This window comes from Mesorhizobium jarvisii, assembly GCF_003601985.1.
GTDB lineage: Bacteria > Pseudomonadota > Alphaproteobacteria > Rhizobiales > Rhizobiaceae > Mesorhizobium > Mesorhizobium jarvisii.
Map to the genome: position 1 here is coordinate 756911 of NZ_QZXA01000001.1, position 13441 is coordinate 770351.

Consider the following 13441-nt stretch of genomic DNA (forward strand, 5'->3'; position numbering starts at 1 on the left):
GCAATGTATTTCATCGCATTGGCGACGGACTACGACGGCACGCTGGCGCATGACGGGATCGTCTCGAAGAAGACTCTTGCCGCGCTGGAGCGGTTCAAGAAAAGCGGCCGCAAGCTCATTCTTGTGACCGGGCGCGAGCTGCCTGACCTCAAGCGCGTCTTTCCCGAGATCGGCCTGTTCGACAAGGTCGTCGCCGAGAACGGAGCGCTGATCTACACGCCGGCCAGTGAGGAAGAGCGGGTCATCTCACCATCGCCGGAAGCCGAATTCGTCTCCAGACTGAAGAAGCAGGGCGTCAAGCCGCTGTCGGTCGGCCGGTCGATCGTCGCGACCTGGGAGCCGCATCAGGCCACGGTGCTCGAAACCATCAAGAAGATGGGGCTCGAACTCGAAATCATCTTTAACAAGGGCGCGGTGATGATCCTGCCGAGCGGCATCAACAAGGCCACCGGGCTGGCCGCGGCGCTGCAGGATCTCCGGCTGTCGCCACACAATGTGGTCGGTGTCGGCGACGCCGAGAACGACCATGCCTTCTTGAAGGCCTGCGGCTGCAGCGTCGCCGTCGACAATGCGATTCCCGCGGTCAAGACCACAGCGGATATGGTCACGCGTGGCGCACGCGGGAAAGGCGTGGAGGAGCTCATCGACAGGCTAATCAAACGCGATCACGACATCCTGCCAAGGCGGCATGACGGCATCGTGCTGGGCTCCGCCGGCGGCGACGATATCTATCTGTCGCCAACCGACACGGTCCTCATCGCCGGCAGCTCCGGCATTGGCAAGTCCACCCTGGCCACCGCGCTGACGGAACGCTTCGTCGAGAGCGGGTTTCAATTCTGCATCTTCGATCCCGAAGGCGATTATGACGGCCTCGAAGGCGCCGTGCGTCTGGGCGACGGCTCAAGCGCGCCGACCAAGGCGCAAGTGCTGGACCTCATCGAGAAAGCCGACAGCAATGTCGTCATCAATGGATTGGCGCTGCGCGTCAATGAACGCCCAGATTTCTTTGCTGACCTGCTGCCTGGCCTCGGCAGTTTTCGACGTCGAACGGCCAGGCCACACTGGCTCGTCATCGACGAAGCGCACCATCTTCTGCCCAAACGACGCGATGACACGCGCACGATCCTGTCCCTGGAATTGCCGGGCACGGTGCTGATCACAGTGCATCCCAAAGCGATCTCGACCGACGCGTTGCGCCTGGTGACCGCCATCATCGCCCTTGGCCCCAAGGCGAAGGATGTCGTCAAGGCCTACTGCAGCGAGACCGGCATCGACCCGCCCAAGGACATGGCCCCGCCCAAGGGCGAGCGCGTGCTGTTCTGGCGACCGCAGAAACGCAAGAAGATCGCCGTGGTCAAGGTCATCGAGCCGCGTCAATCCCTTAAGCGGCACAGCCGCAAATATGCCGAGGGGCAACTCGACGAGGCGGGCAGTTTCTATTTCCACGGCCCGGACGATGCGATGAACCTCAGGGCCCATAATCTGATGATTTTCGCTCAGATCGCCGAGGGCATCGACGACAGGACCTGGGAGTTCCACCTGCGTGCCGGCGACTATTCCAAATGGTTCCGCAACCAGATCAGAGACAAGGATCTGGCGCGCGAAACCGCCGAGGCGGAGAACGATAAAAAGCTCTCCGCCGAGGAGAGCCGCAAGCATGTGCTGGAAGCAGTGCGCCGCCGCTACACGGCTCCCGCCACGGCACCGGAAGACTAGCGCGCAACGTGTCGCTCCGCCTGTCCATGAGCCTTTCAGGCATCGGTTGGAACTCACCCGGCGGCTTCACGTTCAGACCCTGTTCAACAGGAGATACGGCCATGCCACGAGGCGACAAATCGAAATACACCGACAAGCAGGAACGCAAAGCCGACCACATTGCGGAAGGCTATGAGAAGCGCGGCGTCTCCGAGAAGGAGGCCGAACGCCGCGCCTGGGCGACCGTCAACAAGGATGATGGCGGCGGCAAGAAAGAAGGCGGCTCCGGGCGCGGCAAGCACACCGGCCACCCGGCGGCACACAAGGGCGGCAAAAGCGGCGGCAAGGCGTCAGCCGCGCGCCCAGCTGCAAGTCGGTCGGAATCGGCGAGGAAGGCCGCGGCAACGCGCAAGCGGAATGCCGAGCACCATGCCCATTGACGTCGACAAACACCCTTTGGTCTGTCCTGAAAGACCAACATGATGAGGGCACAGGCATGAAATCGCGGCTCGTCAGCGAGGCCGGTGGACAGCGAACATTTGTCGTGGTGCTCGACCCCGGCGAAGAAGCATTCGCCGCGCTGACCGCCTTCGCGATCGACCAAGGAGTCGACAGTGCTTCCCTGACAGCGATCGGCGCCTTTGAAAGAGCGATCGTGGGCTGGTTCGACCCCAATGCGAAGACTTAACGCAAAATCCCGATCGACGAACAATGCGAAGTTCCGTGCGCCATCGGCGATGTGGCGCTGGGCGATGACGGCAAGCCCAGCCTCCACGTTCATACGGTGTTGGGATTGAGCGAGGGCACGACCCGGCGTGGACACCTGCTTCAGGCCATGGTGCGACCGACGCTGGAAGTGACCCTGGTGGAGGCGCCCGGCCATCTGCGCCGTAGCAGGCGTCCGGAATTGGGCGTTGCGTTGATCGATCTGGACGGTTGATTTCGAGCCCGACTGCGGAGTTCAGCCTGCCCCTGTCATGCCTTCTTGTCCAACTCCGTCGGTGCCTTGTCCGGCGGCGGCTCCCAGCCAAAGACACTGCGGCCGCCAAGCAGGTGCGACTGGTCGAATTCGCCGGCAACGATTTCCTTCAGGCTGGGGCCGGTGACATATCGTTCGACCTGCCGCGACTGATCGTCGAGCCGCTTCAACGCGCCGATTTCCTCCTCGCGGCCAAGCCTGGCTTTCTGCACAGCCGACTTCAGCACGCCGATCGTCTCATCATAGACCTTGAGCGGAACGGGGAACGGGTGCCTGTCCTTGCCGCCATGGGCGATTGAAAACCGGCCCGGATCCGAAAACCGGCACGGCGCGCCATGCACCACTTCGGCGACCAGCGCCAGCGCGCGCACCGTGCGCGCGCCCACGCCAGGAACCAGAAGAAGTTCGGAGAAATCCGCCGGGCCGCGTTCGGCGGCGGCGGCCATGTTTCCATGCAGGCGGCGCATGACGATGTCGCTTTCGCGCACATCATGGTGAGCCGGCATGATCAGATGCGGCAGCATCGGCTGTTCGGGAGCCGCCGCTGTGCCGGCATCCAGGGCAGCGAATTCGCGCAGGATGCGGTCCGGGCCGAGATCCTGGAGCAGGTCCAGCTGTCCCTGGCGCGAGGCCTCGGCACGATGGTCGGTCAGGTTGACGATCTCGCCCTGGTTGGCGCCCTCGATGGCGGCGTGCGGCTGATCGACGAAACTCTTCAAACCTTCGGACAGCCAATGGTAGCGGCGCGCCACCTTGCTGTCGCCGTTCATGCCTTGCTGCACCACCACCCAGTCGCCGTCATCGGTGACGATGAAGCCGTGCAGATAGAGGTCGAACCCATCCTGGACGGCGGCACTGTCCACCTTGGCGACAAGCCGGCTGACGCTTGCCAGGCGGGTTCCGTCGAAGCCGATGCGCTCGCCGATGGCGGCCAACTCATGCGGGGTTTTGCGCGAGTGGGCGCCACGGCCGCCGCAGACATGAATGCCGAGTTCGCCCGACAGCGGCGTCAGACCGCGTTTCAAGGCGCCGACGACGCTGGTCGTGATGCCGGACGAGTGCCAGTCCATGCCCATGACGGCACCGAAGGACTGGAACCAGAAGGGATGCGCCAGACGCCGCAGCAGCTCGTTGCGGCCATAATGATGGATGATCGCCTCGCACATCACGGCGCCAAGGCGCGTCATGCGGTCGCCGAGCCATTTCGGCACGCGTCCGCCGTGAAGTGGAAGATCAGCACTGCCCGATCGTTGCGCCAATTCCGTTGCCTGTTCCGATCTCTGTCTTGTCTCGACAGATAGGTATCCGAGCCCGCGCGAAGAAGCACCTGATGCTTCTGCCTCCTCGACGCCTGGTGACATTCAAGTCCAGTTTGAAAGAACCGTCTCCATCTCGACCGTCTCGACCTGCTGCGCGAAACGTTGGTGATAGACGGTGAGCAGGGCGTCATGCGTTGCATCGGAAGAACTGCACAGCGCGTCCGTGACGAGAACGACACGGTAGCCGAAATCGATGGCGCCGAGCACTGTGGCCAGTACGCACACGTCGGTTTCACCGCCGGTGATGACCAGCGTATCGATCTCGTGTTCCATCAGAAAGGCTCGCAGACGGCCTTCAAACCAGGGCGAATAAATATGCTTGTCGATGACCGCCGCCGGCGGACAGCAAGCAGCCAATGACGGCAACAGCTCGACCATTTCCGGGCCGATATTGTCGATCGCCATCGAAGACCAGCGCTCATAGTAGCGCTTCCATGCCCCGACACCCTGCCCCGCCCTCTGCGCGGGAAGGAAGCGCGTGAAGACCGTCTGTTCTGCCCGTCTTTCAACGAGCCTCTCAATCTGAGGGAGGACACGCGTGATCCAGGGCGTCGCCCACGGCGACGGTTCCGCGAACAGCCGCTGCATATCCACGCAGACATGCATGCAGCCGTGACCCAACGGCCCATATGCCAAGCCCGGCACCGACATCAAAGAATATCCAGCTGGTGGTGTCTTCTCATGGACTTCTCCCATTGCTGCCCAGGACACGGGAACGCCATAAGCCAGGACTCGTTCCTGGTGGACCGGCGGCAACCAACGCGATTGGTCGACGCGTTCAGCCTGTGGATCGCCGCTCAGCCCGACCTACGATGCATCGCCCAACCAAGGTAGCGATGCATGTCGGCACGTTCGACGATCCGGCCTCGTGACAGCCCCACTACAATTATGGATCAAGCCAGCGGCTTATCTGGGTTTGCTGCGGAATAGACCTGCCGCACCACGACACTGAAGAACGACGGTTGAGCCTACCTCACCACGCGTTTCTCGAGCTTGCGAGCCAAAGTGCGTCGGTGCAGGCCGAGCCGGCGCGCGGTTTCGGAGATGTTGAAGCCGGTCTCGACGAGCGTCTCGTGGATACGCTCCCATTCGAGGTTCTTGATCGAGGTGGGACGATTGCTGACGGAAACCGAGACATCGCCCTCGGCCCGGCCGAAGGCGGCTTCGATATCGTCGGTGTTGGCGGGCTTGGCCAGATAATGACATGCGCCAAGCTTGATCGCCTCGACCGCAGTGGCGATGCTGGCGAAGCCGGTCAGCACGACGATCCTCATCGACGCATCGCGGGCGCTGAGCAGTTTCACGCATTCCAGCCCCGAGCCCCCGGCGCCAAGCTTGAGATCGACGACGGCGTAGGAAGGAACCGCCGTTTCGAGGGCGCCGAGCAACTCTTCCCTGCCGTGGCAGACCACGACGTCGTAGTCGCGCTTTTCGAAAGAGCGTTTCAGCGTCTTCGCGAAGGTGGCGTCGTCCTCGACGATAAACAGGGATCGATCAGGCCTCATGATCATCTCCATCGGTCAGGGCCGCGAGCGGCAACGAGAGCGTAACACAGGCGCCCTGCTCCATGTTGCGCGCCGAAAAGTCGCCTCCCAGCTTTCGAACCACGTTGACGACGAGGAAAAGGCCAAGGCCGCCGCCGGGCCTTCCCTTGCTCGACATATAGGGCTGGCCGAGTGCAGCCAGAATATCCTCGTCAAAGCCCGGCCCGCGGTCGCGCACCGAAATCACCAGTTTCTCGCCCTGCCGCCCGGCGGCGACCCCGACCCAATCCTGCGATGCCTCCAGAGCATTGTCGAACACATTGAAGATGACCTGCTTCAGCGCCGTGTCGGAGACGATCTGCTCGTCAGGTTCGAAATCGTTCTTGTACTCCAGATTGAGCGGCTGGCGGCTGACCCGCCATTCCTGGACCAGATCGTCGAGGAAATGACGGATGCTGGTGCGGATCGTGCCCTCGCCCCGTGCCTGCCCCGACGACATCAGGATGCCCGAGACGATGCTTTTGCAGCGTTCGATCTGCGCCTGCATTTCGGCGACGTCCCCGGCCAATTCGCGGTTGCGGGTGACGCTGCGGATCTGGCGCCAGTCGGAGAGGATGACGGAGATGGTCGACAGCGGCGTGCCCAACTCATGCGCGGCACCGGAGGCCAGCAAGCCCATGCGCACGATGTGGTCCTCCTCGGCCGAGTGCTGGCGCAGATCGGCGAGATAGGCATCGCGTTCGCGCAGATTGCGGTTGATGCGCGTCATGAAGATGACGATCAGGCCGGCCGCCAGCACGAAGCAGATGAACATGCCCCTGATATGCAGGGCCAGCAGGTCGCTGCCGCCGTGATGCGGGATGGCGATCGGCTGGAACTGGAAGGTGAGGAAGACGAAGCAGGCGGAGGCGGCCGCCACCAGGCTCCAGGTGGACCAGGGCGTCAAAAGCGCGGCGCCAAGCGTGATCTGCAAGAGATAGAGCGACACGAACGGGTTCGAGGCACCGCCACTGAGGTAAAGCTGGGTCGTCAGCGCCGCCATGTCGAAGATGAGCGCGACGAACAGCTGCGCGTTGCTGATCGGCCGCTGGCCGCGCAAAGCGAGCAGGCTGAAGATGTTCAGCCCGACCAGGAAAACCACCACCCCGGCCATCTCCCCCAGTGGCAGCGGGATGTCGAACCAGTATTGCGTCACCAGGATGGTGAGCACCTGACCCGCCACCGCCAGCCAACGCAGTTGGATGAGCAGGAGCAGGTTTTTTCTGTTCGCCGCGTCGGGATCCGAGGCCGTGCCGCCGTTGCCCGCAAGCGATGCGGCCGCGAAGGATTTGTCGTTGCGAAGCGTATGCGTCGGGGCGCTCATCGTGCCGGTCCTTGCCGCTGGCGGGCGCCGATCATCGGCGCGGCCAAGGCCGCGGCAAGCATCGCAGCGAGCGTGAACCAGGTCAAAGCATAGACGAGGTGGCTGTTGCGGAACGTCACGACCGTCAGGCCGCCGCGCGGCCAGCCCGCGGATGCTTCCGCATCGACGAAATAAGGGGCGATGTCGTTCGTCAAGCCGCGCGCGACTGCGATGGCGACGACGTCGCGCGAATACCAGCGATTGCCCGCCGCATCGTTGCTGCGCAGGAAGCCGCCGCCGCGCTCGCTCATGCGCAACAGGCCGTCAATGACGGTCGACGAGCCGAGGCCGCCGCTCTCTTGTTCGAACTCGGCCTTGCGCCCCTGTGGGATGAAGCCGCGGTTGACCAGCACGACGAAGCCACGGTCTGTCCGCATCGGCGTCAGCACCCAATAGCCGCCGCCAAGCTCCGTCACCGCCTGCACGAGCGTGTTCTTGCCGCCCAAAAAGCGTCCGGCCAATCGCACATGGCTATACTCGTCGCCGGCCGCGGTCATGCCACCCCATGCCGCCGGACCCGGCGCATCGACAACCGGCGCATGGATGCGCTGGTCGACGCGGGCGATCAGGTCGAGCTTCCAGACCCGCCTTTCCAGCTGCCAAATGCCGAGCCCAAGGAACACCGCCACGCCGACGAGCCCGAGCAATGCGAGAAAAAGCCGCGACGCGGACCACCTGCCGGCATCCTTTCCTGGCGCGGCGGGCAAGCTGATGCCGGCCTGTCCGATCCTTACTTCGGCAGTGGTCCTCCCCGCGCCCGGCGCCGGGCTCATGGCATCTCGCGCATGTCGTGAAGCCCCGGCATCATGTTGGCGTTGAGGTGGTACATCACCCAGAGCGAGCCGGTCAGCACGATGACGACCAGGATCAGCGTGAAGATCAGCGCCAGCATCGACCATCCGCCTTCCGAGGCGGTGTTCATGTGCAGGAAGAAAACCATGTGGACGACGATCTGCACCACCGCGAAAGCCATGATGACGATGGCCGTGGCCTGCTTGTTGTCGATGGCGCCGCTCATGACCAGCCAGAACGGAATGGCGGTCAGGATCACCGACAGGACGAAGCCGATCAGATAGCCTTTGAACGATCCGTGCGCGGCGCCGCCATGGGCGTGGCCGTGACCCTCGGCATGATCATGAGCGCTCATCGCAACATTCCCATCAGATAGACGAAGGTGAAGACGCCGATCCAGACGACGTCGAGGAAATGCCAGAACATCGAGAGGCACATCAGTCGGCGGCGGTTGGCCTCGGTGAGGCCGAACCGGGCGACCTGCGTCATCAGCGTCACCAGCCAGACGGTGCCGAAGGTGACGTGCAGCCCGTGCGTTCCGACCAGCGTGAAGAAAGACGACAGGAAGGCGCTGCGCTGCGGCGTGGCGCCTTCATGGATCATGTGGGCGAATTCGTAGAGCTCGATCGACAGGAAGGCCAGGCCGAACAGGCCGGTCACGGCAAGCCACGCTTGCGTCGCCGCGACGCGGCCTTTGTCCATGGTCAGCATGGCAAAGCCATAGGTGATCGAGGAGAAGAGCAGCATGGTGGTGTTGACCGCCACCAGATCGAGATCGAACAGGTCCTTCGGCGCGGGTCCCGCCGCGTAATTGCCGCCGAGCACGCCATAGGCCGCGAACAGCATGGCGAAGATCAGGCAGTCGCTCATCAGATAGAGCCAGAAGCCGAGCATGGTGCTGCTGCCTTCGGCATGCGCATGCTCTTCTTCCAGGTGGAAGACCGGTCCGGTGCCGGCCGTGGTTACACTCGAAGCCATGCTCAAACCCTAGCCCTGGGCGGCGAGGAGCGTCGTCCTCGCCTCCTCCGTCTGCGTGACCTCGGCAGCCGGAATGTGGAAATCGCGGTGATAGTTGAAGGTGTGGCCGATCGCGGTGGCGATCAGGCAGACGAAGCTCAGCGCCGCCAGCCACCAGATGTACCAGATCAGGCCGAAGCCGAGCGCGACGCTGAAGGCGGCCAGGACGACGCCGGTGCCGGTATTGCTGGGCATATGGATCGGCTTGAAGCCTGAGAGCGGCCTGGCGTAGCCGGCCTTCTTCATGTCCCACCAGGCATCGTTGTCGCGCACCACGGGCGTGAAGGCGAAGTTGTAGGCGGGCGGCGGCGAAGAGGTCGACCATTCGAGCGTGCGGCCGTCCCAGGGATCGCCGGTCGGATCGGTCAAGGCCTCGCGCTTGCGGATGGAGACGACGATCTGGATCAGGAAGGCAGCGATGCCGGCAGCGATCAGCACCGCGCCGAAGGCGGCGATGACGAACCATATCTGCAGCGAGGGATCGTCGAAGACACGCATGCGGCGCGTCACGCCCATCAGGCCGAGTATGTAGAGCGGCATGAAGGCGAACCAGAAGCCGACCACCCAGCACCAGAACGACACCTTGCCCCAGAACGGATCGAGCTTGAAGCCGAAGGCCTTGGGCCACCAATAGGCGATGCCGGCGAACAGGCCGAACAGCACGCCGCCGATGATGACATTGTGGAAATGCGCGATCAGGAACAGGCTGTTGTGCAGCACGAAATCCGCCGGCGGCACGGCAAGCAGCACGCCGGTCATGCCGCCAACGACGAAGGTGAGCATGAAGGCTATCGTCCACATCATCGGCAGTTCGAAGCGGATGCGGCCGCGATACATGGTGAACAGCCAGTTGAATATCTTCGCTCCCGTCGGGATCGAGATGATCATCGTGGTGATGCCGAAGAAGGAATTGACGCTGGCGCCGGAGCCCATGGTGAAGAAATGGTGCAGCCAGACCAGGTAGGATAGGATGGTGATGACCACCGTGGCGTAGACCATCGAGGTGTAGCCGAACAGGCGCTTGCCGGAGAAGGTGGAAGTGACCTCGGAAAAGACGCCGAACAGCGGCAGGATAAGAATGTAGACTTCCGGGTGACCCCATATCCAGATGAGGTTCACATACATCATCGGGTTGCCGCCGAAGTCGTTGGTGAAGAAGTTGGTGCCGACATAGCGGTCGAGCGCCAGTAGCGAGAGCACGGCCGTCAGCACCGGGAAGGACGCCACGATCAGCACGTTGGTGCAGAGCGACGTCCAGGTGAAGACAGGCATGCGCATCATCGTCATGCCGGGCGCGCGCATCTTGATGATCGTGCAGATCAGGTTGATGCCCGACAGCGTCGTGCCGACGCCCGCCACCTGCAGCGCCCAGATGTAATAATCGACGCCGACGTCAGGACTGTAGCCAATGCCGGAGAGCGGCGGATAGGCGAGCCAGCCGGTGCGGGCGAATTCGCCGACGAACAGCGAGGCCATGACCAGGATGGCGCCGCCGACCGTCATCCAGAAGCTGAAATTGTTGAGGAACGGGAAGGAGACATCGCGCGCGCCGATCTGCAGCGGCACGACAAAGTTCATCAGCCCGGTGACGAAGGGCATCGCCACGAAGAAGATCATGATCACGCCGTGCGCGGTGAAGATCTGGTCGTAGTGATGCGAATTAAGGTAGCCCTCGGAGCCATTGAAGGCGATGGCCTGCTGCAGGCGCATCATGATGGCGTCGGAGAAGCCGCGCAGCAGCATGACGAGACCGAGCACCATGTACATGATGCCGATCTTCTTGTGGTCGACGCTGGTGAACCACTCGCGCCACAGATACGTCCACAGCTTGAAATAGGTGATCGCTCCAAGAAGGGCGATGCCGCCGAGCGCCACCGCGACGAAGGTGGCGACGACGATCGGCTCATGCAGCGGCAGCGAGTCTAAGGTGAGACGGCCGAAAATGAATTTGGTCAGCGTATCGGGCATCGGCTGTCTCTCACAATTCGCGCCGCAGCAGGCCGAGCGACGGCGTATCCGCCTCGGCGCGACGGCTCTCGGTCCCGGGCCTCAGCAGCCCTGCCCCGCGCAGCGGGGAAAGATTCCTGGCCGGCCAATCCTTCGGCGTGACATCGCTGGCCGCGCGCGCCGCGGCAGCCGCTTCCTCCGCCGTGCAGATGCTGGCGACATAGGACGGATCGTTGCCGAACACCGCGCCGCGCCGCGCGAGCTTGTCGTATTGCAGCGGCAGCGTGTTGCGCACTCCCGCGAGGCCGAGGCCACCCTTGGCGTCGATCGACATCATCTCGTTCATGCACATCTTGCCGCGCTCGACGCACAGATTGAGGATGGCGCCAAAAAGGCCGGGATCGACGGAGGCATAGTGGCGGACCGGCTCGTTCTCGCTCGGCTTTTCAAGGTCGAGATAGTTTTCGCGGCTGAGCGTCGCCGGCGCGGTTCTGGCCTGCGTCACCCACTGATCGAAAGCCTGGTCGGACAGGCCGTGGAAGGCAAAGCGCATTCCGGAAAAACCGGCGCCGCTGTAGTTGGCCGAGAAGCCGCTATAGGTGCCAGGCCGGTTGATGACGGCGTGCAGCTTGGTTTCCATCGCCGGCATGGCATAGATCTGCCCGGCAAGGGCTGGAATGTAGAAGGAATTCATCACCGCCGACGAGGTGATGCGGAAGTCGATCGGCTGGTTGACCGGCGCCGCCAGCTCGTTGACGGAGGCGATGCCGTAATCCGGATAGATGAAGAGCCATTTCCAGTCGAGCGCCACGACCTCGACCCGGAGCGGCTTGTGCGCTTCAGTGACCGGCTGGCCGGGCTCGATCCGGTCGATGCGGCGGTACGGATCGAGCAGATGCGTGCCGAGCCAGGTCAGCGCGCCGAGGCAGATGATGATGAGCAGGGGCGCCGCCCAGATCACCAGCTCCAGCTTCGTCGAATGATCCCAGTCCGGCGCATAGGTCGCCGCGGCGTTGGATTGCCGGTAGCGCCAGGCGAAGAAGACCGTCAGCGTCATGACCGGGATGATGATGACCAGCATCAGCAGGGTCGAGACCACGAGCAGGTCGCGCTGCTGGGCCGCGACGTCGCCGGCGGGCGCCAGAACGACCAGATCGCAGCCGCTCAACAGCCCGGCCAGGGGGAACAGAAGCAAGGCTCCAAATCGTTTCATCAAGCGCTGCCCTCGAAGGATCGCCGCAACCGTTCATGTTGCAGTGCGGTATCGATCCAAGGGCTACTGCTCGCGGCGCTGTGGTAACATTGGACAATTTGTCCAATGCCCAGCAGGCATGGCTTTGGCGCAGTGTGCAGTGCACAATAGACCCCCCCCGGGGGAATCCCCGGAATTGGGTTCCGGACAGTTCATTCCACGCGGTGGCGACGGATAAGATGGCTCAGACTTCGACTGCCGAAACAAACAGCGAGTTGATCGGCTCGCATCATGGCCAGGTCAGCGCGGGCGATATCGCGGTCGGCGTGATCGTGGGCAGGACGTCGGAATTCTTCGACTTCTTCGTCTATGCGATCGCCTCCGTCATCGTGTTTCCCAAGCTGGTGTTTCCGATGCACGATCCGCTCGTCGGCACGCTCTATTCCTTCTGCATCTTCGCGCTGGCCTTCGTCGCGCGCCCGTTCGGCTCCGTGCTGTTCATGGCGATCGACCGCGCCTATGGACGCGGCGCGAAACTGACGATCGCGCTGTTCCTGCTCGGCACCTCGACCGTCGCCATCGCGTTTCTGCCGGCCTATGGCGACATCGGCGCGGTCGCGGTGTGGCTTTTGGCGCTTGCCCGCATCGGCCAGGGGCTGGCGCTCGGCGGAACATGGGACGGACTGCCCTCGCTGCTGGCGCTGAACGCGCCGCAGAACCGGCGCGGCTTCTATGCCATGATCCCGCAGCTGGGCGCGCCGATCGGGCTCATCGTGGCAAGCTCTCTCTTCGCCTTCTTCGTCGCCAATCTGTCGGCCGACGACTTCTTCTCCTGGGGCTGGCGCTATCCCTTCTTCGTCGCCTTCGCCATCAATGTCGTGGCCCTGTTCGCCCGTCTGCGCATTGTCGTCACGCCTGAATTCTCGAAATTGTACGAGGGCGGCGACCTGCAGCCGACGCGCATCAGGGACACGATCCGGGCCGAGGGCCACAACGTCGTCATCGGCGCCTTCGCGCCGCTGGCGAGTTTCGCCCTGTTCCACATGGTGACGGTGTTTCCGCTTTCCTGGGTGTTCCTGTTCACCAATGAGGGGCCGGCACGCTTCCTGATGATCGAGGCGGTGAGCGCGCTGTTCGGCATTGCGGCCATCGTCGCATCGGGGCCATTGGCCGATCGCGTCGGGCGCCGCGCGCTGCTCGGCGGTTCGGCGATCGCCATCGCGACCTTCAGCGGCTTTGCCCCACAGCTTCTGGATGGCGGCGCCGTCGGCGAGGCGCTGTTCATGGTGCTGGGCTTCATCCTGCTGGGGCTGAGCTTCGGGCAATCGTCGGGCGTCGTCGCCTCGCGCTTTTCCCGGCAGTATCGCTATACCGGCTCGGCGATCACCTCGGATCTGGCGTGGATGTTCGGTGCCGGCTTCGCGCCGCTCGCCGCCCTGCTGCTGGCCGGCAATTTCGGCCTCATCGCCGCCGGCGCCTATCTGCTGTCGGGCGCTGCCTGCACGTTGCTTGCCCTGTGGATCGACGGGCGCCGTCCGGCCGCGGACCGTCAGCCCGACTAGATGTTTGATCCCGGTTTTTGATGGTGCATCCTTATCTTCCGAATCAAAGGAT

Annotated in this window: 12 protein-coding genes and 1 pseudogene; 4 read left to right on the plus strand and 9 right to left on the minus strand. The window is 63.4% G+C overall.

The window, feature by feature from the left end; all coding sequences use genetic code 11:
• Positions 1-3: 3 nt before the first annotated feature.
• The 3 genes and pseudogenes from D3242_RS03610 (at position 4) to D3242_RS03620 (ending at position 2635) form a co-directional block, all read left to right on the plus strand.
• The gene (locus D3242_RS03610; protein WP_064986416.1) at positions 4-1716 is read left to right on the plus strand and encodes an HAD family hydrolase; all 1713 of its coding nucleotides are present in this window, start codon (positions 4-6) and stop codon (positions 1714-1716) included.
• 101 nt (positions 1717-1817) lie between these two features.
• On the plus strand, positions 1818-2135 hold the full coding sequence (locus tag D3242_RS03615; RefSeq protein ID WP_019860061.1) for a hypothetical protein: 318 nt from the start codon (positions 1818-1820) through the stop codon (positions 2133-2135).
• Between the two features lie 56 nt (positions 2136-2191).
• Positions 2192-2635: pseudogene (locus tag D3242_RS03620) on the plus strand (PPC domain-containing DNA-binding protein).
• A 35-nt stretch (positions 2636-2670) separates the two neighbouring features.
• On the opposite strand, the gene D3242_RS03625 reads toward D3242_RS03620, so the two are convergent.
• The 9 genes from D3242_RS03625 to cyoA all read right to left on the minus strand — a co-directional run bounded on the left by D3242_RS03625 (position 2671) and on the right by cyoA (position 11848).
• Positions 2671-3933 carry a DUF763 domain-containing protein gene (locus D3242_RS03625; RefSeq protein WP_064986414.1) on the minus strand — a complete coding sequence of 421 codons (1263 nt, stop codon included), beginning with the start codon at positions 3931-3933 and terminating at the stop codon, positions 2671-2673.
• A 102-nt stretch (positions 3934-4035) separates the two neighbouring features.
• Positions 4036-4644, minus strand: coding sequence for a cysteine hydrolase family protein (locus D3242_RS03630; protein ID WP_027047187.1), 609 nt, complete (start codon positions 4642-4644; stop codon positions 4036-4038).
• A 317-nt stretch (positions 4645-4961) separates the two neighbouring features.
• Positions 4962-5498, minus strand: a complete 537-nt coding sequence (locus D3242_RS03635; protein ID WP_027047188.1) for a response regulator transcription factor — start codon at positions 5496-5498, stop codon at positions 4962-4964.
• Positions 5488-6840 (minus strand): ATP-binding protein, encoded by a 1353-nt coding sequence (locus tag D3242_RS03640; protein ID WP_064986412.1) that lies wholly within the window; start codon positions 6838-6840, stop codon positions 5488-5490. The genes D3242_RS03635 and D3242_RS03640 overlap by 11 nt, the downstream gene beginning before the upstream one ends.
• The gene (locus tag D3242_RS03645; protein ID WP_081296251.1) at positions 6837-7652 is read right to left on the minus strand and encodes an SURF1 family protein; all 816 of its coding nucleotides are present in this window, start codon (positions 7650-7652) and stop codon (positions 6837-6839) included. The genes D3242_RS03640 and D3242_RS03645 overlap by 4 nt, the downstream gene beginning before the upstream one ends.
• Positions 7649-8026, minus strand: coding sequence for a cytochrome o ubiquinol oxidase subunit IV (gene cyoD / locus D3242_RS03650; RefSeq protein WP_038644851.1), 378 nt, complete (start codon positions 8024-8026; stop codon positions 7649-7651). The genes D3242_RS03645 and cyoD overlap by 4 nt, the downstream gene beginning before the upstream one ends.
• Complete coding sequence (gene cyoC / locus D3242_RS03655) at positions 8023-8649, minus strand: cytochrome o ubiquinol oxidase subunit III (protein ID WP_064986410.1); 627 nt, start codon at positions 8647-8649, stop codon at positions 8023-8025. The genes cyoD and cyoC overlap by 4 nt, the downstream gene beginning before the upstream one ends.
• Positions 8650-8658: 9 nt before the next feature.
• Entirely contained in the window at positions 8659-10656 is a 1998-nt protein-coding gene (cyoB, locus tag D3242_RS03660; protein ID WP_064986383.1) for a cytochrome o ubiquinol oxidase subunit I, read from the minus strand.
• Positions 10657-10666: 10 nt separating this feature from the next.
• Complete coding sequence (cyoA, locus tag D3242_RS03665; protein ID WP_064986382.1) at positions 10667-11848, minus strand: ubiquinol oxidase subunit II; 1182 nt, start codon at positions 11846-11848, stop codon at positions 10667-10669.
• Between the two features lie 218 nt (positions 11849-12066).
• Here cyoA and D3242_RS03670 point away from each other — a divergent pair, with 218 nt between their 5' ends.
• Entirely contained in the window at positions 12067-13389 is a 1323-nt protein-coding gene (locus D3242_RS03670; protein ID WP_064986381.1) for an MFS transporter, read from the plus strand.
• The last annotated feature ends 52 nt before the right edge of the window (positions 13390-13441 follow it).

Bases quoted from the DNA above. Each gene is read 5' to 3' on its own strand.
- D3242_RS03610 (WP_064986416.1), top strand. From the start codon at position 4: ATGTATTTCATCGCATTGGCGACGGACTACGACGGCACGCTGGCGCAT.
- D3242_RS03615 (WP_019860061.1), top strand. From the start codon at position 1,818: ATGCCACGAGGCGACAAATCGAAATACACCGACAAGCAGGAACGCAAA.
- D3242_RS03630 (WP_027047187.1), bottom strand. From the start codon at position 4,644: ATGTCGGTGCCGGGCTTGGCATATGGGCCGTTGGGTCACGGCTGCATG.
- D3242_RS03635 (WP_027047188.1), bottom strand. From the start codon at position 5,498: ATGAGGCCTGATCGATCCCTGTTTATCGTCGAGGACGACGCCACCTTC.
- D3242_RS03640 (WP_064986412.1), bottom strand. From the start codon at position 6,840: ATGAGCGCCCCGACGCATACGCTTCGCAACGACAAATCCTTCGCGGCC.
- D3242_RS03645 (WP_081296251.1), bottom strand. From the start codon at position 7,652: ATGAGCCCGGCGCCGGGCGCGGGGAGGACCACTGCCGAAGTAAGGATC.
- cyoD (WP_038644851.1), bottom strand. From the start codon at position 8,026: ATGAGCGCTCATGATCATGCCGAGGGTCACGGCCACGCCCATGGCGGC.
- cyoC (WP_064986410.1), bottom strand. From the start codon at position 8,649: ATGGCTTCGAGTGTAACCACGGCCGGCACCGGACCGGTCTTCCACCTG.
- cyoB (WP_064986383.1), bottom strand. From the start codon at position 10,656: ATGCCCGATACGCTGACCAAATTCATTTTCGGCCGTCTCACCTTAGAC.
- cyoA (WP_064986382.1), bottom strand. From the start codon at position 11,848: ATGAAACGATTTGGAGCCTTGCTTCTGTTCCCCCTGGCCGGGCTGTTG.
- D3242_RS03670 (WP_064986381.1), top strand. From the start codon at position 12,067: ATGGCTCAGACTTCGACTGCCGAAACAAACAGCGAGTTGATCGGCTCG.